Source organism: Pararhizobium sp. (assembly GCF_965279435.1).
Lineage (GTDB): Bacteria > Pseudomonadota > Alphaproteobacteria > Rhizobiales > Rhizobiaceae > Pararhizobium.
Genome location: NZ_CBDIHY010000003.1, coordinates 1,447,392 through 1,467,258, shown reverse-complemented (window position 1 = coordinate 1,467,258; position 19,867 = coordinate 1,447,392). Strand labels below are relative to the sequence as shown.

Here is a 19,867-nt window from a genome sequence, read left to right as displayed (position 1 = left end):
CCGCACATCAGGACAGGAGACCGACGCATGACAGATCACAGCATCAAGGGCAAAACCGTCATCATTGCAGGCGGTGCAAAAAATCTTGGTGGGCTCATAGCGCGCGATCTCGCGCAACACGGCGCCAAAGCCATCGCAATTCACTATAATAGCGAGGGGACGAAGGCCGAAGCGGAGAAAACCTTGGCTGCCGTAAGAGCGGCCGGTGCCGAGGCCTTCGCCTTCCAGAGGGACCTGACAACAGCGACGGCGATGGAGAAACTATTCGCTGATGCCACCGCTGCCATAGGGCGTCCGGACATCGCCATCAATACGGTCGGCAAAGTACTGAAAAAGCCGATCGCCGAGATTTCGGAGACAGAATATGACGAGATGAGCGCCATCAACGCCAAGTCCGCCTTTTTCTTTCTCAAGGAAGCAGGCAAGCACCTCAACGACAACGGCAAGATCTGCACGCTTGTGACGTCGCTGCTGGGAGCCTTCACCCCCTTCTATGCGGCCTACGCCGGCACCAAAGCGCCGGTCGAACATTTCACCCGCGCAGCTTCGAAGGAGTTTGGTGCGCGCGGGATTTCCGTCACCGCCATCGGACCAGGCCCGATGGACACGCCATTCTTCTACCCGGCCGAGGGCGAAGACGCGGTTGCCTATCATAGATCAGCGGCGGCATTGTCTAATTTCTCCAAGACCGGCCTCACTGACATCCAGGACATTGTTCCCTACATTCGCTTCATGGTCTCGGAAGGTTGGTGGATGACCGGCCAGACCATTCTGGTCAACGGCGGCTACACGACAAAATGATATCGTGTTCACTCCAGCCGGCGGCAAGGCACCGGCTGGAGTGGCGCGTCTGGAAATTGACCTATGTGGTTATTGTGACGACGTTCGAAATCTGACGAAAGCTGTCGAACAGGCGTTTCAGCCCTTCCTTGCCTTCCGTTGCCAGATCGAAGCGGCGGCCGAACAGCAGCCATTCGTAGCAAAGGCCTTCCATCATCCAGCGCAATGCCTTGGTCGCGGATTGCGGTGTCCAATTTCCGTTGAGAAAACCTTCGCTCCGGGCACGGTCAAAGGCACTGTCGAGCATGACTGTATGCCGGTCATCGACCTCCTGCTGCTTTTCCAGAACCGGCAGCAGGTCGTCGCTATAGGCGCAGCGCAGGAGAATGGTGAAGATACGCTGGCGATGCTCGTCGGCCGCCAGGTCGTCGAGCCAGTCTCCGGCCGACTTCTCCAGATAACAGAGTACATTGGCGCCCGGCTGCTCGATATCCCGGGCGATCATATCTTCCAGCGGCAAGTTGACGGTATTGTAGAGCTCGAGGAAAAGATCGGTCTTGTTGGAAAAATGCCAGTAGATGGCGCCGCGCGTTACGCCGGCGGCCTTGGCGACATCGTCGAGCGACGCGGTCGACACGCCTTTCTCGAAGAAAACCCGCTCTGCTGCGCTCAGAATGCTGCTGCGGGTCTCTTCCGCTTCGGCTTTTGTTCTGCGCATGACGCCTCCTCACCCTGGAAAAGGCCCGCCTTGACGGCGGGCCGCTTCCATTATTCTGCCGGCGTAACGGCTGTTTCGGCACCGATCGGCTTCAACGTCGTTCTCCGGAACAACTTCATGACGAACACGAAGAAGACGGGAACAAAGAAGATCGCCAGCACCGTCGCCGAGATCATGCCACCCATGACGCCGGTACCGATGGCACGCTGGCTGCCCGAGCTCGCACCCGTGGCAATCGCCAGCGGCAGCACGCCCAGCGTGAAGGCCAGCGAGGTCATCAGGATCGGGCGGAAGCGCAGATGCGCCGCCTCAATAGTGGCATCCAGCAACGGTTTTCCTGCCTCCATCTGTTCCTTGGCGAACTCGATGATCAGGATGGCGTTCTTCGCCGATAGCCCAATGATCGCGATCAGGCCGACCTTGAAGTACACGTCGTTTGGCATGTCGCGCAGGGTCACGGCCAGAACTGCGCCGATGACGCCGAGCGGCACCACCATCATCACGGAGACCGGAATGCTCCAGCTTTCATAGAGAGCGGCAAGGCACAGGAAGATCAGCAGGCATGACAGCGCCACAAGAAGCGGTGCCTGGGTGCCCGATGCGATTTCTTCCCGTGACTGACCCGTCCACTCATAGCCGAAGCCTGGCGGAAGCTGCGCAAAGAGACTTTCCATCTCGGCAATCGCCTCACCAGAGGAATAGCCGGCATTGGCCTGGCCGCTGATCGGCACAGACGGATAGCCATTATAGCCGACCGTCTGGGTTGGGCCGCTTGTCCACTCGATGCTGGCGAAGGCGGACAACGGCACCATGCCGCCATTTGAGTTGCGAACATTGAGCTTCAGAAGGTCGGCCGTCTGCATACGCCTGTTCTCGTCAGCCTGCACCGTCACACGCTGCAGACGTCCGGCATTCGGGAAGTCGTTGACATAGGACGAACCGAGATTGGTCGAGATCGTCGAGTTGATATCAGCGAAGGCAACACCGAATGTATTGGCCTTTTCACGGTCGATAAGGAGGTTGACCTGTGCCGCATCCGGCAGGCCGTCAACACGAACGCCCGAGATGACCTTGCTTTGCGACGCAAGCGTCAGGAGCTGGTCACGCGCTGCTGCAAGTGCTGCAGCCCCCTGTCCGCCACGATCCTGCAGACGGAACTCGAAGCCGTTGGAGGTACCGAGACCCTGGATCGGTGGTGGCGACAGCGCAAAGCTGATCGCATCCTTGATCTGGGACATGGCGCCCGATGCCCGGCCGGCGATGACCGAGGCGACATCGTTCGGTCCACGCTCCGACCAGTCCTTCAGTGTCACGAAGGCAAGACCGGCATTCTGACCGGTACCGGAGAACGAGAAACCGCTGATGGCGATGATACGTTCAACAGCCGGTTCCTTGCTGAAGATCGCTTCCGTCTGTTCGATCACCTCGGTTGTGCGGTTTCCCGTTGCTTCTGACGGCAGCTGCATGCTGACGATCACGAAGCCCTGGTCTTCATCCGGAAGGAAGGAGGACGGCAACTGCATGAACAGATAGACGAGCCCACCGAGCAGCACGACATAGATCAGCATGAAGCGCCCTGTGCGCGTCACCATGCTGGCAACCCAGCCGCTATAACCGTGCGAGGCTTTGTCGAAGCCACGGTTGAACAGGCCGAAGAAGCCGCGCTTGGTGTGATGATGACCCTTTGGAACCTGCTTGAGGAAGCTGGCGCACAGTGCCGGCGTCAGCGTCAGAGCGAGCAATGCCGAGAACAGGATGGAAACCACCATGGTCAGCGAGAACTGCTGGTAGATGACGCCAACGGCGCCGGGGAAGAAAGCCATCGGAATGAACACGGCGGACAGAACCAGCGTGATGCCGATAACGGCACCGGTAATCTGCTTCATTGCCTTGCGGGTTGCTTCCTTCGGCGTCAGCCCTTCCTCGGACATGATGCGTTCGACGTTCTCGACGACGATGATCGCATCGTCGACGAGAATACCGATGGCGAGCACCATCCCGAACATTGTCAGCACGTTGATCGAGAAACCCATGGCAAGCATGGCCGCACAGGTGCCCAACAGCGCGACAGGCACGACAAGCGTCGGAATGATGGTGTAGCGGATGTTCTGCAGGAACAGGAACATCACCAGGAACACCAGCGCCACAGCTTCGAGCAGCGTATGGAGAACCTTTTCGATCGAGATCGCCACGAACGGCGATGTATCGTAAGGAATGGAGTACTCCACGCCTGGCGGGAAGAAGGTGGCTAGTTCGTCCATGCGTGCCTTGATGGCCGTGGAGGTGGCAAGTGCATTACCCGTCGGCGTCAGCTGTACGCCGATAGCGGCGGACGGCTTGCCGTTCAGGCGTGTCGAGAAGCTATAATCCTGACCGCCGATCTCAATGCGTGCGACATCGCGCAGGCGGACGGCGGAGCCGTTAACATTGGCCCGCAGGATAATCGCCCCGAACTCTTCAGCAGACGTGAGCTGGCCCTTGATGAGGACAGGGGCACTGATCTGCTGGGTGATCGGATTTGGCTGGGCGCCGATGCTGCCGGATGCGACCTGGGCATTCTGTGCGGCGATTGCCGTATTGATGTCGCCGGCCGTCAGGTTGAGGCCACGCATCTTGTCCGGATCGAGCCAGATACGCATGGCGCGCTCGGTGGCAAACATCTGTGCCCGGCCGACGCCTTCGACACGCTGGATTTCGTTGAGAACGTTGCGGCTGAGGTAGTCGCCCAGCGAGACCGCATCCATGGACCCGTCTGTGGACGTGAGCGCGAGGATCATCAGGAAGCCGGAGCCGGCCTCTTCGACCTCGATGCCCTGTTGGCGCACGGAATCGGGCAGTCGAGCCTCGACGCGGCGAACGCGGTTCTGAACGTCGATCGACGCATCGCCGGAATCAGTGCCCGGAGCGAAGGTCACGTTGATCGATACACTACCGGCGGCGCTGGACGTGGACGAGAAGTACTGCATGCCCTCGATGCCGTTCAGCTCATTCTCGATGAGCCGCGTCACACTCTGATAGGTCTCTTCCGACGACGCGCCGGGATAGCTGGTGTTGATGGAGATCTGTGGCGGCGCAACGTTCGGATACTGCGAAATCGGCAGCAGCGGCAACGCGATGATACCGGAGATCATGATGAAAAGCGCGACGACCCAGGCAAAGATCGGCCGGTCGATAAAGAAACTAGGCATGGATCAGATCCTCACTTCGCCTGTTCGGCGGGCTTGGCGTCTTCCGCTGGCTTGGCGGCAGCGCCGTCCGTACCCGTCTTTTCAGCAGCAGGCTTCGCGTCCGCCGGTTTTGCATCGGCAGACTGCGCTTCGGCTGCGGGCTTGGCATCGGCAGGCTTCCAGTCCGTCGGTTCAACGGGTGCACCTGGGCGAACCTTCTGGAAACCTTCGACAATGACCTTCTCACCGGCCTTCAGGCCGTCGCGGATGATCCACCGATCGCCAAGAACGTGACCGGCAGACACGGTGCGCAGTTCGGCCGTCTTGTCGTCCTTGACCACATAGACCTGCGCATTGCCCGACGTATCGCGCTGCACGGCCTGGGTCGGCACGGCGATGGCATTCTTTTCGACGCCCTGCTCGACCAGTACGCGGACGTACATGCCAGGCAAGAGATCGCCGTCCGGATTGGGGAATTCGCCACGTAACGTTACCTGGCCAGTCGTCTCATCGACGGCTGCTTCCGAGAACAGCAGCTTTCCGGCATGCGGATAGGCGCTGCCGTCATCCATGAGCAGATTGACCTTGGCTTCGTTCTTGTCGCCGGCCAACGCGCCATCCTGCAGCGCCTTGCGCAGGCGGATAAGGTCGGTCGCGGACTGGGTAAAGTCGGCGTAGACAGGATCGAGCTGCTGGATCGTCGCCAGATTTTCCGAGCCATTAGCGCTGACCAGCGCACCTTCGGTAATCAGCGCACGGCCGATACGGCCGCTGATCGGGGCCGTCACATTGGTATATTGCAGATTGAGCTGGGCGCTCGCGAGGCCCGCCTCTGCAATCGCTACATCGGCATCGGCCTGCGCCAACTGTGCGATCGCATCATCGTAGGTTTGGCCGGTGGCAACACCGGACTTCTTCAACTGCTCCTGGCGATCAGCCGCCTGCTTGGCCTGCAGCTGAACGGCTTTGGCGCGGCGCAGCGTACCTTCCGCACTTTCGACCTGCACCTGGAAGGAGGCTGGATCGATCCGGTAAAGCACGTCGCCGGCGTTCACATGCGAGCCCTGCTCGAACACCCGCTCGATGACGATGCCGGTGGCGCGTGGGCGCACTTCCGAGATGCGGGTCGCAGCGATACGCCCTGGCAGATCGTTGGTGATCGGCAGAGATTCAGTCTTCGTTGTGATCACCGAGACCTGCGGCGGCGGGTAGGACGGAGCCGCCTGCTTCTCGCTGTCTTCCTTCTGGCATCCTGAAATAATCATCAGGGCAGCCGCTGTTGCAGCCAATATCGGTCGGTTCATCCGCATCTTTGGTTCCATACGCAAAGTCCAGCCGCACGGCCGATCGTCTTTTTTCAAAGAGATCAGCTGCTGCTGGAAGTTCATGAAAATCAATGTGATACGAAGGATTTCCGGGATAGAACAACCGACGCATCAATTATACAAACAGATACGTATGTTAAAACCGGAGGCAGCGCAAGCCGATGATGCAGCGCACAATGAAACGTTACCGAACGACAACTTTCGTCAACGTTCGGATACAATTCCGTTTCAGGATCAGCGTAAAACCCGGTCGTCGGCGCCAAAGCGATGCATCGCAGCCTTGTCCGGGCTCGCATAGACAATGTCATCGACGTCGTATTTGTGCTCACCGAACAGGCGAACCGTCAGCAAGCCGGTGACCTCGGTTTCCAGATAGAGGATCGTGTCGGCGCCAAGATGCTCGACATGGATGACCTTGGCCTTCCAGTCGCCATTGTCGCGCGAGAGCGTGATGTGTTCCGGCCGGATGCCTACAGTTTTGGCCTGTGCATCGCCAAGCTTGCTGGCTTCGATGAGGTTCATCTGCGGCGATCCAATGAAACCGGCGACGAAGGTGTTTGCCGGCTTGTTGTAAAGCTCCATCGGCGAACCGATCTGTTCGATCTGGCCGGCATTGAGGACGACAATCTTGTCGGCAAGCGTCATCGCCTCGACCTGATCATGCGTCACATAGATCATCGTTGCCTTCAGGCTGCGATGCAGCCGGGCGATCTCGAGACGCGTGTTGACGCGCAGGGCTGCATCGAGATTGGACAGCGGCTCATCGAACAGGAACAGTTTTGGTTCGCGCACGATGGCGCGGCCGATGGCGACGCGCTGGCGCTGGCCGCCGGACAGTTCGGCCGGGCGGCGGGCAAGGTAAGGCTCCAGCGACAGCATGCCGGATGCCTTGGCAACCTTGGCATCGACCTCTGCCTTCGGCGCGCCCATCTGCTTCAGGCCAAGGCCCATATTGTCCTTCACCGTCAGGTGCGGGTAGAGCGCGTAGGACTGGAACACCATGGCGATGCCACGCTTGGCGGGTGGCGTGTTGACCACTTCCTGCCCATCGATCTGGACGCTGCCGGAGGTCGCGTCTTCAAGACCGGCGATGACGCGCAAAAGGGTCGACTTGCCGCAGCCGGATGGCCCGACGAAGATGACGAACTCGCCATCCTTCACTTCGAGGTCGATGCCCTTGAGAACTTCGTGATTGCCGAAGGCCTTGCGGATGGATTTCAGTTGAAGTGATCCCACGTGAGGCGCCCTTTTTTCGTTGTCGCATATGCCTTTCGTCCCGCTGACAGGCAGCGGAACGGGACATGCTTCGTTATAGTTTTACCGGTTGGCCGGTCCGCACGCTCTCATCGGCCGCAAGGCAGATGCGCAGCGACTGGACGGCATCATCCATGTGTCGTTCGAGATTGATGTTTTCGGTGATGGCTTTCAGTACATAGGCTTGTTCGAGATCACAGAGTTCCTGGTGTCCCGGCTCGCCATCCATCTTCAGGTCTTCGTCCTTGTGAACGAACTTCCCATCGGCACCGGTTTCGGCCTTGTGAACGCGAATGACGGCAGTCTTCGTGTGCGTGTCGATATCATCGGACTTGGCATTCGGATCCATGACGATCGAAACCGAACCATTGGGCGACATCACATCCTTCACGAAGAAGGCGGTCTCCGAAATCATCGGCCCCCAGGCGGCTTCGTACCAGCCGAGCGAACCATCTTCGTAGAGCACCTGCAGATGGCCGTAGTTATACATTGTCGGCGCAATCTCATTCGACAGGCGCAGCCCCATGCCCCGCACTTCGACGGCCTTGGCATCGGTGATCTGACACATGACATCGACATAGTGCACGCCGCAATCGACGATCGGTGGCGTGGTTTCCATCAGCGACTTGTGCGTCATCCATGTGGGACCGCTCGACTGCTGATTAAGGTTCATGCGGAAGACATAAGGGCCGCCGAGCTTGCGGGCCTCTGCGATTAGTCTGATCCAGGACGGATGGTGGCGCAGGATATAGCCGACCACCAATTTCTTGCCGGCTTTCTTTGCTGCTGCCACGACACGCTCGGCATCGGCCACCGTCGTTGCCAGCGGCTTTTCGATGAAGACGTCGCAGCCTGCCTCGAAGGCCATGACGGCATAGTCGGCATGGCTGTCGGAATAGGTGCAGATGGAGCAGAGATCCGGCTTCAACTCTTTCAGAGCCGCCGCAAAATCCGGATAGATCGTATAGCCGCCAAGTTCCGGCGCCAGTACCGGCTTTGAGCGATTGACGAGGCCGACGATCTCGAAGCCGGGATTGTTGTGATAGGCCAGCGCATGGCTGCGGCCCATATTGCCGAGACCGGCGACGAGGACGCGAACGGGTTTGCTCATTACTTGACTGCTCCTGCGGTAATGCCGCGGATCAGCTGCCGCGAGAAGATGACGTAGAGAATAAGGACCGGGAAAATCGCCAGCGACAGGGCTGCGAGAACAGCGTTCCAGTTGGTAACGAACTGGCCGATGAATACCTGCGAGCCGAGCGTGACAGTTTTGGTGGCTTCGCCGGGAGCGAGGATCAGAGGGAACCAGAGGTCATTCCAGATCGGGATCATCGTGAAGACGGCAACGGTTGCCATGGCTGGACGAACCAGAGGCAGGACAAGCCGGAAGAAGATCGCATATTCCGACAGGCCATCGATGCGGCCGGCATTCTTCAGGTCATCCGAGACCGAGCGCATAAACTCCGACAGGATGAAGATCGCAAGCGGCAAGCCTTGAGCGGTGTAGACGAGGATCAGCGCCGTCAGTGTGTTGACCAGGCCGACGGCGACCATGCCCTGCAGGATGGCGACGGTGCCCAGCCGAATCGGGATCATGATGCCGATGGCGAGATAGAGCCCCAGCAGCGTATTGCCACGGAAGCGATACTCCGACAGCGCGAAGGCCGCCATGGCGCCGAACAGCAGCGCAAAGAAGATCGAGACGACCGTAACGATCAGGCTGTTCTGGAAATAGCCGATGAAATCGCCCTGTTTCAGCACCGTCGTGTAACCGATCAGGCTGAACGTCTCTGCCGTCGGCAAAGCCAGCGGCGTGCGGAAGATCGCGCTCTTGTCTTTCAGCGAATTCATGATCGTCAGGACGACCGGAAACAGCGCGATGACGGTATAGCCAGCGAGTGCCAGGTGAACGAAGCCGGAGCGCAACGGCGAGATGCGTGCTTTTGACATGATCCGTTCCCCTTAGAACTGGTAGCGGCGAACGCGCCGCTGAATGCCGAAGAGATACAGCGACACGCCGGCAAGGATGATCAGGAACATGACGGTGGCGATGGTCGCGCCCATCGAACGGTCACCGAGCTGCAGCTGGAAGCCGAAGAAGGTGCGGTAGAGCAAGGTGCCAAGAATGTCGGTCGCCCCATCAGGCCCTGCAAGCGCGCCCTGCACGGTGTAGATCAAGTCGAACGCATTGAAGTTGCCGACAAAGGTCAGGATCGAGACCATACCGATCGCGGGCAGGATCAGAGGCAGCTTGATCTTCCAGAACTGGCTCCGGCCGGTGATACCGTCGCATTCGGCGGCTTCAATCACTTCGTCCGGGATACTGAGAAGCGCGGCATAGATCAGCATCATCGGAATGCCGACATTCTGCCAGACGGAGATCAGCGAGACCGTGATTAGAGCCGAGCCAGGCTTGCCGAGCCAGGGTCCGAAGAAAGCCTTCAGTCCGACAAGGTCCATGAAGAACGGTGTAATGCCCCAGATCGGCGACAGGATCAGTTTCCAGATGAAACCGACGATGACGAAGGACAGGATCGTCGGCATGAAAATTGCCGTGCGATAGAAGGTGGCAAGCCGGAGCTTGGGGATCGACAGCATGGCGGCGAGCAAAATGCCGAGCGGATTCTGTACCAGCATATGGATGGCGAAGAAGATGAAATTGTTCTTCAGCGCCCGCCAGAAATCGGCGGCCCAGCGCTCGTCTCCGAACAAGATCTGAAAGTTGGCAAGGCCGACAAAGGTGGAGTGGCCGTCAACCGTGTTGAACAGCGACAAGCGCAGCGTTTCGATCAGCGGCAGGATCATCACAGCGGAATAGACGATGAAGGCTGGCAACAGGAAAACAAGGATGTGCCAGCGTCTCGGCCGCGCCGAAATTTGTATGCTGTCCTCAGACGATATGGCGCTGCTCATGGCTTCTGCCGCTCCGACCCGTTTTTCGTCAATGGCCGCGATATGCGGCAAGGCCTGCGCTGCCGGTCCCCGCCGCGCATGCCATCACCAGCAAGCCCGAAGGCGCTGGCTGGATGTGATTTCAGATTACATGTTTTAGGCTGGACGCCTTGCTTTTTCGCATCAGAACGTCCGGCATTTTCATTGCCCCTCATCTGCCCACCCTACTTGAAAGAAAGGGGCACCTTCTCCCCGCAAACGGGGAGAAGGGACAAGTGGCAGGTTCTAGCAATCCCCTCCCGATTGGGACGGTTCAGGACGAGGAGCAGTTGCGCCTCGATCCTGATTGCAGACCCGATTTACTTGGCAGGCTTGTACCAGCTGTCGAGGCCCTTCTGCAGCTTTTCGGCAGCAACTTCCGGCGTATCCGTACCGTTGATGACGTTGGCCGATTCGACCCAGGTCTCGTTCTCGAGGTTCGGAGTGCCACGCGACAGGATCTGGTAGGTCGAGCGGATGGTCGGCTTGCACTTTTCGCGCCAGGAAACGAATTCCTGTGCGAGCGGGTCAGCCATCTTTACCGGTGTCGAGTTCAGGCTGAAGAAGCCTGGCAGCGAGTTGGCATAGATATCGGCGAATTCCGGAGAAGCGATCCAGGTGAGAAGCTTCTTGGCTTCTTCCGGGTGTGCGCTCTTGGCATTCAGGCCAACGCCGATGTCGTTGTGGTCGGAGATGTAGCAAGCGTCGCCTGCAGCCTTAACCGGCGGCGGGAAAGCACCCATCTTGAACTGGGCCTGCGTGTTGAACAGGCCGATTTCCCACGAGCCAGCCGGGTAGATGGCGGCGCGGCCGAGCGTGAACAGGTTCTGGCTGTCCGGATATGTCTGGGCTTCGAAACCGTCGCCGAGGTAATCCTTCCACTTGGCAAGAACCTTGTAGGGCTCGACCCAATCGGCGTCGGTCAGCTTCTGCTCGCCCTTGATCAGAGCGGCGCGGCCTTCTTCACCCTTCCAGTAGGTCGGGCCGATGTTCTGGTAGCCCATGGTGGCAGCTTCCCAGAGATCCTTCGTGCCCATTGCGAGCGGGATGTAGGTGCCGTCAGCCTTGATCTTGTCGAGGGCCGCGAAGAATTCGGCTTCCGTTGCCGGGATCGCGATGCCGAGCTTGTCGAAGGCATCCTTGTTGTAGATGAAGCCGTGGATAACCGAGGCCATCGGGACGCAGAAAGCGGCCGAGCCATCGTCCGTCGTCCAGGCGGACTTGGCGACCGGCGAGAAGTTCTCCATGCCGGCGAGACCCGTCAGGTCAGCCAGGTGCTTCTTGTTGTAAAGTTCGAGCGAGGCATCGAACGGACGGCATGTGACGAGGTCACCAGCGGAACCAGCATCGAGCTTGGCATTCAGCGCTGCGTTATACTCGGTCGGCGCGGTCGGGGCGAAGACGACCTTGATGCCCGGGTTCTTGGCCTCGAAAGCTGGGATCAGCTTTTCCTGCCAGATGGTCAGGTCGTCGTTGCGCCAGCTTTCGATCGTCAGCGTGACATCTTCTGCATGCGCCAGCCCGGCGGAGCCGAGAATGCTGGACGCAAGCAGCAAGCCTTTCAAGGTAGTGCGGGTCATTACGTTCTCCCTCATTGTGCGCCATTTTTGGCGCGGTTTTAAAACCCTTGGACTCAATGTGCCGCGATAGCAGACAGCGCGCGGCGCAAGTTTTGACCAGCTTCGGTCAGTGCTGCTTCCGCAGCCGCCACATCTTTTGCCCCAGAGCTAAGAAGAATGGCGATCTTTACCGAACCCGATGATGTGGTGAGATGGCGGCCAGCTTCCGTGGCGCCGATCCCGGCAATATCGGAAACAATGCGAATGGCACGGCCACGAAGTTTCGCATTGTCAGCTTTCAGATTGACCATATGTCCGTCGTAGACATGGCCGAGTTGAATGCCGACAAGCGTGGAAAACATGTTGAAGGCGATCTTCTGCGCCGTGGCTGCACCCATGCGGGTCGATCCGGAGATAACTTCGGGCGGCGTCTGCAACAGAATGGCGACTTCGGCATTCTGAAAAAGCACAGCACCGGGATTGTTCGCCATGGCGATAACCCGGGCACCGCGTTCACGGGCTTCATCGGCCGCAGCCAGCGCATAGGGTGTCGAGCCGCTTGCCGATACCGAGATCAGACAATCGCCGGCACCTATACCGGCATCGCGCACATCCTTGCGCGCCAGCTCCATATCGTCCTCATAGCCACCAGCAAGATCCGTGAGGCTCGCGGCACCGCCGGCGAGAAGCACCACGACCTTGTCGAGCGCAATTCCATAGGTACCGGGCAATTCCAGCGCGTCGGTCATCGCCATCAGGCCCGAACTACCGGCACCGGCATAGGCGAGGCGCCCGCCGCCGGCGAGTGCTTCGGCAGCAATCTGCGCGGCAGCCGCAATGGACTCGATAGCAGAATCAACAACCTTCGCCGCAGCCTGCTGGCCAGACGCAAGCAAACGCAGCGCAAGCGCCGGATGCTTCACATCCAGTCCCATCGCCTTGTCGTGACGCTCCTCGGTTTTCACTGACGGCATGCGCTCAATCTCCCTCTCCCCAAATTAATGCCAAAAAAATACCAATTGTCTAGGAAAAATTAAGTTCTGGTTGAAGAAAATTTCGAATTTCGAAAATAATTTATATATTTCAGAATGTTAATCGATAATTCCAATTAAAGACCAAAATGCTCTTGGTAAATGGTATTTTTTTGGTATCCTTTTTTCCGGAGGTATCCATGCCACATTACATTCTGGGAATTGACGGCGGAGGCACGAGCTGCCGTGCGGCTGTAGCGGGCGCCGATGGGCGTATCCTCGGGCGCGGCAAAAGCGGCGCTGCCAACATCCTGACCGATCCCGACAATGCCCTGATCCATATTGTCGGTGCAGCAACAGCTGCATTCGAGGAGGCAAACATTCCCCCTTCCGAAATCGCTTCGGCTTGCGCCCTGGTCGGCGTTGCCGGTAGCAATGTCGGCGATGCGGTGCATTATGTGAAAGAACACCTGCCGTTCGCAAAGGCCGACATCGAATCCGACGGGCTGATCGCACTGCAGGGTGCGCTTGGCGATAGCGACGGCGCAGTTGCGATCCTCGGCACCGGTTCGATCTATATCTCCCGGCAGGGAGACCAGGTCCGCTATATTGGCGGATGGGGTTTCCAGATCGGCGATCTCGGTAGCGGCGCCCGGCTCGGCCACGCGCTGCTGCAGGAAAGCGTTCTTGCCTTCGACCGGATTCATCCATCGTCGCCGTTGACCGACGCCGTCATGGCGGAGTTCAACAACGATCCGCGCGAGGCCGTGGAATTTGCGCGCGCCGCACGGCCCGGCGAATTCGGCCGCTTTGCGCCCAAGGTTTTCGACTATGCGAGCCGGAAAGATCCGGTGGCGATCGCGCTGCTGCGCAGCAATGCGCAAACCATCGATGAAGCGCTGGACGCCGTCGTGGCGCAGGGCAGCCGCAAAATCTGCCTGCTGGGTGGACTGGCGCCGATCTACCGCCCATGGCTTGCAGAGCGGCATCAGCCCCTGTTCATGGAACCGGAGGCAGACGCCTTGACCGGTTCGGTTTCGTTGGCAGCCAAGCGTTTTGCGACGGGATCTGCGGCATGACCCAGCATCTCGAAGCCATATTGCCCCTGGACGGCCTGCAGGCCGGGGGTTCCGGTCCGCTCTATCTTAAGCTGCGGCAATCACTGGAAGACGCTATCCTGTCGGGCAAGCTCAATCATGGCGACGCCCTGCCGCCGGAGCGGGATCTGGCTGACTATGCCAGCATCAGCCGCGTAACGGTACGCAAGGCCGTCGACGATCTGGTCAAGGACGGTCTGCTGGTACGGCGCCATGGCTCCGGAACCTTTGTCGTCAAGCCGGTGAGCCGGGTTCAGCAATCGCTGTCGCGGCTGACATCGTTTACCGAGGACATGTCGCGACGGGGACTGGTGACCACAGCGCAATGGATCGAGCGCGGGCTCTATCATCCTTCGCCGGACGAAATGATGGCGCTGGGCCTGCCCGCCGATGCGCTGGTCGCGCGGCTGGGCCGGTTGCGCATCGCCGACGATATGCCGCTCGCGATCGAGCGGGCCAGCGTTTCTGCGGAATTCCTGCCGGACCCTATCCGGGTCGGCACCTCGCTCTATGCGGAACTCGACAAGACCAAATCGCGGCCTGTGCGCGCCGTGCAGCGCATTTCCGCCTGCAGCCTGAAAGATCCGGATGCGGCGATGCTTGGCGTGCCGGCCGGTTCCGCCAGCCTGTCCATCGAACGGATCTCCTATCTCGCCTCCGGCCGCGTGGTGGAATTCACCCGCTCGCTCTATCGGGGCGATGCCTATGATTTCGTCGCCGAACTGACTTTGTCGGATTCCTGAGAGCGGCCCAGATAAGAAAGACATGACCATGCAAACCAACATGCGGCGCGAAATCAACGAAATCCCGGAAGCAGCAGCGCGTCTTCTTGAGCAATCCAAGGCGGCAGTCAAAGAAACCGGCGCGGCTCTGCGTGCGAAAGACCCGGCCTTCTTCGTAACGATCGCCCGTGGTTCGTCCGACCATGCCGCATTGTTCCTGAAATATGCGATCGAACTTTCAACCGGACGCCCAGTTGCCTCGCTCGGACCGTCGCTCGCGTCAATCTACGGCGCGAAAATGCAGCTTCAGGGCGCGGCATCGATCGCCATCTCGCAATCCGGCAAGAGCCCGGACATCGTCGCGATGGCTGAAGCCGCAACCAAGGCCGGTGCGGTGACGATCGCGCTCACCAACACCCTGCCCTCGCCGATCTCGGAGGCCAGCACCCATCCGCTCGACATTCTCGCCGGACCGGAAATCGCTGTCGCCGCAACCAAGTCCTATGTCAATTCGATCGTTGCCGGGCTTGCCATCCTGGGTGAATGGACCGGCGATGCTGCCCTGCAGCGCGCGGTTGCCGATCTGCCCGACCAATTTGCCAAGGCGGTAAAGCTCGATTGGCAACCACTGGCCGACGAGCTGGGCGATGCAGAATCCCTGTTCGTGCTCGGACGCGGCCCAGCGCTCGCCATTGCCAGCGAGGCAGCGCTGAAATTCAAGGAAACCTCCGGCATGCACGCCGAGGCCTATTCGGCAGCGGAAGTGCTGCATGGACCGGTGGCGCTGGTCGAAAAACGTTTCCCGGTCATCGGCCTTGCCGCGCGCGATGCTGCGGAAGGTTCCGTTGCCGGTATTCTCGATGGGCTGAGCGCCAAGGGTGCGCTGGCCTTTGTCACATCCGACCAAGCCAAGGCAACCAAGACGCTGCCGTTCGTCGCCACCGGCCATCCGATCACCGATGCGCTGGCTTTGATTATCCCGTTCTACGGCTTCGTAGAATCCTGGTCGCGCTCGCGCGGCCTCAATCCGGATGCGCCCGTCGCTCTCAAGAAGGTTACGGAAACGAGATGACCGCACAGACAGCTATCACCGGAGCCCGGATTTTCGACGGCCTGTTCTGGCATGATGGCCAGGCGCTATTGCTCGATGGCGGAGTGATTACCGGTATCCTGCCGCATAGCGACCTGCCTGCCGGAACCGAGACAATCGCGGCCGATGGTCAGTTGCTTGTTCCCGGTTTCATCGACTTGCAGGTTAACGGCGGCGGCGGCGTGATGCTGAACGACCGGCAGGATGTTGACGCCATCCGCACCATTTGCGCAGCCCATGCCAAGTTCGGTACCACCGCGCTGCTTCCGACGCTGATCACCGATACGTTCGAAATCCGCGCGCGAACCATTGCCGGCGGCAGACAGGCGAAGGCGGAAAATGTACCCGGATTCCTCGGGCTTCATCTTGAAGGACCGCATCTTTCCGTTGCCCGCAAGGGCGCCCATGACCCGGCCCTGATCCGGCCGATGGATCAGGCCGATCTCGACGCAATGCTCGCGTGCACCGGGGTCTTCGACGCAATGATGGTCACCGTCGCACCGGAAAACACCACGACTGCGCAGGTAAAAGCGCTCGCCGAAGCGGGTATCATCGTCAGCCTCGGCCATACGGATGCCGGCTACAAGACCATCGTGGACTACGCTAAGGCAGGCGCGCGTACCGTGACCCACCTGTTCAATGCGATGAGCCCGCTTGGCCATCGCGAACCGGGCGTTGTCGGCGCGGCTCTTGATATTGGCAGCCTGCATGCGGGGATCATCGCCGATGGTTTCCATGTTGATCCCGCGTCGATGGGCGTCGCATTGCGCGCCAAGAATGGCCCGGGCCGGATCTTCATCGTTACGGATGCGATGTCGACGATCGGTTCCGACCAGACCAGTTTCTTGCTCAATGGCCGCGAGATCTTCCGCAAGGACGGCCGCCTGACGCTGGCCGATGGCACGCTGGCGGGCGCCGACATCGACATGCTCGCCTCCGTGCGTTTTGCCCATGAAAAGCTGGACCTGCCGCTCGACGAGGCGCTACGGATGGCATCGGCCTATCCCGCCGATGCAGCGGGCGTCGCCGCCCGCAAAGGCAGATTGCTGCCCGGTCTCGACGCGGATTTCGTTCTTCTGACCGAAGGCCTCGAGATGGCCTCGACCTGGATCGGCGGAAAGCGCGTCTTCCAGGCATAGAATTTTGACGCATCAGAGCGCGGCGTTCAGCCGCGCCTTCAGTGCCCGTACCGCCTGCTCATCCGTTTGCCTGGAACTTGCAGCAACAAAGCCGAGCGATACCAACCGGCCATCATGAGCCGGGTTCTCTACCGAACAGGACGAATGCACTTCCGTCACGGAAAGACGCGACAGCAGCCCGCCAACCGTCTCCAGTGTCACGCCGGAACCGGGCATGATCGAGATGCGCCCCTTGGCATCTGCGATGACCGCAGCTAGCGCCTCAACGGCATCAGGGGCTCGTTTCGCACCGCCCGAGGTCAGGATACGCTCGAAACCGAGGTCTACCGCGATCTCGACTGCCTCCGTAAAATCCGGCACCAGATCGAAGGCGCGATGTAACGTCAGCCCTAATCCATGCGCGTGATCCACCAGCACCCTCAAAGCCTCTCTATCGAGGCTCCCGTCAGGCCGGCTCGCGCCGAGAACGACGCCGGCGAGACCCGCTGACCGGGCCGCATCGATTTCGATGCGCATCACGTCGATATCGCCAGCATCGAAAATAAAATCACCGGGTCTTGGCCGGATCATCGCATAAACGGGAATGTCGACCTTGCCCGCCAGAGCCATCAGGCCCGGCGAAGGCGTCAACCCGCCGACGGACAGAGCCGAGCACAACTCGATGCGGTCGGCGCCACCCTCGACCGCAGCCCGAAGACCGGCCGCGTCCTCGACGCAGACTTCCAGAAGAATATTTGTCATTACGCCTCTCCTGCAAGACCGAGAACGGCCGCGCCGATCAGTCCGGGTTCGATCCGGCATTCGCCCGGCACCACCAGCGGCCGATCGAATTTTCGCAGGATCCGGCCGCGAACGGCCTTGTCGATCTCGGCGATCAGCGGCGTCACGTTGGACAAACCACCGCCGATCGGAACGATCGTCGCGCCGGTGATATTGACGGTCAGCGCCAGCGGCGAACTGATGAGATCGACGAGTACATCAATGGTTCGGGCTGCTTCCGCATCGCCATTTTGCCAGAGCGCGGTGATCTCGTGGCTTTCCAGGCTCTTGCCGTGCAATGTCAGGTGCAGGCGCTCCATGCCACGGGCGCCGCCGATCGTATCGACGCAGCCGCGCTGGCCACAACCACAGTCGAAGATCGGGATCGCGACGGGCGGCGTACCGGCCATTGAAGCCACTGCCGGGCCATGCCCCCATTCGCCGGCAAATCCACCTTCCGCATTGATGAGCCGGCCATCGACGACCAGGCCACCACCGACGCCGGTGCCAAGGATAGCTCCCAGCACGATTCGGTAACCGCGCCCGGCCCCGGCACCGGCCTCGGCCAGCGCGAAACAGTCGGCGTCATTGGCGATTAGAACTGGGAGGCCAAGCAAAGCGGAAAGCTCTGCGCCGAGTTTACGGCCGTCGATGCAGGGAATATTGGCGCATTTGATCGCCTGCGTCTCCGGATCGACGACGCCGGTGATCGATATGGCAATACGATCGGGCGTTTCACCCGCTTCCGCGATGACGTCGCGCAGCGTCGTTACAAAGGCGTTGAAATCATCGAGCGGCGTGACCCGGCGACCGAGCGGCTCTATACTGTCGGCGGCATGGGCGACCGCACCCTTGATGGCTGAGCCACCGATATCGAAGCAGACGATCATGCATCACCACGGATGACGGCTTCGGCCGAGAGCGCGGCAGAGAGCAGAGCCTCGTCCTGATTTTTCTGACCGGACAACAGCAACCCGACCGGCATGCCCGCATCACCTGTACCGCACGGGATCGAGACGCCGCAGCCATCGAGGAAGTTGCCGATCGACGTGTTGCGCAACGTCCGTCCGTTGATCTTGAAGAACAGGTCGTCATCGGCGAGCAGCGGTGCAATCGCTGGCGCCACATGCGGAACCGTCGGATGGATCAGCAGTTCGCCGGGCTCCAGGCTATCGGCGAAGGCGGCGATCAACCGCTGGCGGGCATCAATGATTGCGATATAATCGGACATCGTGATTTTTTCGCCCAGCCGGGTGCGGGCGACGACGCGTTGATCCATGCGCTCCGCCTCCGGCCCTTCCAGCCGCGCCTTGTGAAGTGCGAACGCTTCGGCAGTGACCAGTGCGCCATGCCGTGCGCCAATCGCGAAGATCTCGGCAAAAATCGGGAAGGCCCGGCGCTTGATCCGGGCACCGGCTTTTTCCAACCTTGAAACCGCAGCTTCAAATGCGGCCACGACACCCGGTTCGGCATCGTCGAAAACGATCGTTTCAGGAATGACAAGCTTCAGGCCACTCAGGTCCGACCTGCCAATATTCGGCGCTGTCCGTCCGCGCATGGCAGCGTCGATCCAGATGGCATCTTGAACGGTGCGGCACAGTGGCCCGAGCGAATCGAGGCTCTTTGCCAGCGGAAAAACACCTTGCATCGAATAGCGGCCGCGCGTCGCCTTATAGCCGACGATGCCGTTGAAGGCTGCGGGAATGCGGATGGAGCCGCCGGTATCCGTGCCGATCGCCACCGGCACCAGTCCGGCGGCCACGGCCACACCGGACCCGGCCGACGACCCACCCGGAATGCGCGGTACGTCGCGCGATGCGGGGTTATGCGCCGTTCCGTAATGCGGATTGATGCCGAGGCCGGAAAAGGCGAATTCGCTGAGATTGGTGCGGCCGATACTGACCATTCCGGCACCCGCAAGCGCCGTAACGACAGCCGCATCAGCGACCGCAGGCGCGGCAATGGTCAGCACAGCGGAGCCTGCGGTCGTTACCGCTCCCTTGGTGTCGAACAGATCTTTCCAGGTGGCCGGAATGCCATCAAGCAAACCGAGAGACCGCCCCGAGCGAAGGCGTTGCGAGGACAATTCGGCGTCCGCGAGGGCTCGCTCACCCAGCAATTCCGTGAAAATCGACTGATCCTTGTAGCCGGCTATCTTCTCAAGCAAAGTCCTTGCGAGATCGACCGGATCGAGGGCGCCGGATTGCAGCAGTACCGAAAGGCCCGCCACCGACTTGTTTGCGTCCACTGCATCCATCGTCTCAACACTCCACAGCTGTCTTGTGGCGGTATCATAACGGCGACGCACCGGTTTTGGCAGCGAAAACAGCGGCCTTCGCACATGATTTTCGGCAG

At 60.1% G+C, this 19,867-nt stretch carries 17 protein-coding genes; 5 read left to right on the top strand and 12 right to left on the bottom strand.

Translation table 11 applies throughout. The annotated features are described in order from the left end of the window. The first annotated feature begins 27 nt into the window (after positions 1-27). Positions 28-801 (top strand): SDR family oxidoreductase, encoded by a 774-nt coding sequence (locus ACQY8Q_RS12525; protein WP_428426872.1) that lies wholly within the window; start codon positions 28-30, stop codon positions 799-801. A gap of 61 nt (positions 802-862) precedes the next feature. Here the strand turns inward: ACQY8Q_RS12525 and ACQY8Q_RS12520 are convergent, their stop codons facing one another. From ACQY8Q_RS12520 to ACQY8Q_RS12480, 9 genes are all read right to left on the bottom strand, one after another. Then, positions 863-1,498, bottom strand: coding sequence for a TetR family transcriptional regulator (locus tag ACQY8Q_RS12520; RefSeq protein WP_428426871.1), 636 nt, complete (start codon positions 1,496-1,498; stop codon positions 863-865). Between the two features lie 50 nt (positions 1,499-1,548). After that, positions 1,549-4,686, bottom strand: coding sequence for a multidrug efflux RND transporter permease subunit (locus tag ACQY8Q_RS12515; protein WP_428426870.1), 3,138 nt, complete (start codon positions 4,684-4,686; stop codon positions 1,549-1,551). 11 nt (positions 4,687-4,697) lie between these two features. Then, complete coding sequence (locus ACQY8Q_RS12510; RefSeq protein WP_428426869.1) at positions 4,698-5,987, bottom strand: efflux RND transporter periplasmic adaptor subunit; 1,290 nt, start codon at positions 5,985-5,987, stop codon at positions 4,698-4,700. A gap of 237 nt (positions 5,988-6,224) precedes the next feature. Continuing rightward, positions 6,225-7,226 (bottom strand): ABC transporter ATP-binding protein, encoded by a 1,002-nt coding sequence (locus ACQY8Q_RS12505; protein WP_428426868.1) that lies wholly within the window; start codon positions 7,224-7,226, stop codon positions 6,225-6,227. A gap of 73 nt (positions 7,227-7,299) precedes the next feature. Continuing rightward, positions 7,300-8,355 (bottom strand): Gfo/Idh/MocA family protein, encoded by a 1,056-nt coding sequence (locus tag ACQY8Q_RS12500; protein WP_428426867.1) that lies wholly within the window; start codon positions 8,353-8,355, stop codon positions 7,300-7,302. Then, a complete protein-coding gene (locus ACQY8Q_RS12495) occupies positions 8,355-9,194 on the bottom strand; it encodes a carbohydrate ABC transporter permease (protein ID WP_428426866.1) in 840 nt (279 codons plus the stop codon). Before ACQY8Q_RS12495 ends, ACQY8Q_RS12500 begins: the two co-directional genes overlap by 1 nt. A 12-nt stretch (positions 9,195-9,206) precedes the next feature. Continuing rightward, on the bottom strand, positions 9,207-10,157 hold the full coding sequence (locus ACQY8Q_RS12490; RefSeq protein ID WP_428426865.1) for a carbohydrate ABC transporter permease: 951 nt from the start codon (positions 10,155-10,157) through the stop codon (positions 9,207-9,209). Positions 10,158-10,495: 338 nt separating this feature from the next. Next, a complete protein-coding gene (locus ACQY8Q_RS12485; protein ID WP_428426864.1) occupies positions 10,496-11,755 on the bottom strand; it encodes an ABC transporter substrate-binding protein in 1,260 nt (419 codons plus the stop codon). Positions 11,756-11,808: 53 nt separating this feature from the next. Continuing rightward, positions 11,809-12,708, bottom strand: coding sequence for an N-acetylmuramic acid 6-phosphate etherase (locus ACQY8Q_RS12480; protein WP_428426863.1), 900 nt, complete (start codon positions 12,706-12,708; stop codon positions 11,809-11,811). Between the two features lie 197 nt (positions 12,709-12,905). On the opposite strand from ACQY8Q_RS12480, the gene ACQY8Q_RS12475 reads away from it, so the two are divergent. From ACQY8Q_RS12475 to nagA, 4 genes are read left to right on the top strand one after another with little or no spacing between them, the layout of a single operon-like run. Next, complete coding sequence (locus ACQY8Q_RS12475) at positions 12,906-13,784, top strand: BadF/BadG/BcrA/BcrD ATPase family protein (protein WP_428426862.1); 879 nt, start codon at positions 12,906-12,908, stop codon at positions 13,782-13,784. After that, on the top strand, positions 13,781-14,545 hold the full coding sequence (locus ACQY8Q_RS12470) for a GntR family transcriptional regulator (protein ID WP_113245560.1): 765 nt from the start codon (positions 13,781-13,783) through the stop codon (positions 14,543-14,545). The genes ACQY8Q_RS12475 and ACQY8Q_RS12470 overlap by 4 nt, the downstream gene beginning before the upstream one ends. Positions 14,546-14,573: 28 nt before the next feature. Then, the gene (locus tag ACQY8Q_RS12465; protein WP_428429771.1) at positions 14,574-15,596 is read left to right on the top strand and encodes an SIS domain-containing protein; all 1,023 of its coding nucleotides are present in this window, start codon (positions 14,574-14,576) and stop codon (positions 15,594-15,596) included. Then, the gene (gene nagA, locus ACQY8Q_RS12460; RefSeq protein ID WP_428426861.1) at positions 15,593-16,753 is read left to right on the top strand and encodes an N-acetylglucosamine-6-phosphate deacetylase; all 1,161 of its coding nucleotides are present in this window, start codon (positions 15,593-15,595) and stop codon (positions 16,751-16,753) included. Before ACQY8Q_RS12465 ends, nagA begins: the two co-directional genes overlap by 4 nt. Positions 16,754-16,765: 12 nt before the next feature. On the opposite strand, the gene ACQY8Q_RS12455 is transcribed toward nagA, so the two are convergent. From ACQY8Q_RS12455 to ACQY8Q_RS12445, 3 genes are read right to left on the bottom strand one after another with little or no spacing between them, the layout of a single operon-like run. Next, the gene (locus ACQY8Q_RS12455; protein WP_428426860.1) at positions 16,766-17,494 is read right to left on the bottom strand and encodes a copper homeostasis protein CutC; all 729 of its coding nucleotides are present in this window, start codon (positions 17,492-17,494) and stop codon (positions 16,766-16,768) included. Beyond that, positions 17,494-18,402, bottom strand: a complete 909-nt coding sequence (locus ACQY8Q_RS12450) for an ROK family protein (RefSeq protein WP_428426859.1) — start codon at positions 18,400-18,402, stop codon at positions 17,494-17,496. The genes ACQY8Q_RS12455 and ACQY8Q_RS12450 overlap by 1 nt, the downstream gene beginning before the upstream one ends. Further along, on the bottom strand, positions 18,399-19,760 hold the full coding sequence (locus tag ACQY8Q_RS12445; protein WP_428429769.1) for an amidase: 1,362 nt from the start codon (positions 19,758-19,760) through the stop codon (positions 18,399-18,401). The genes ACQY8Q_RS12450 and ACQY8Q_RS12445 overlap by 4 nt, the downstream gene beginning before the upstream one ends. Between the last annotated feature and the right edge of the window lie 107 nt (positions 19,761-19,867).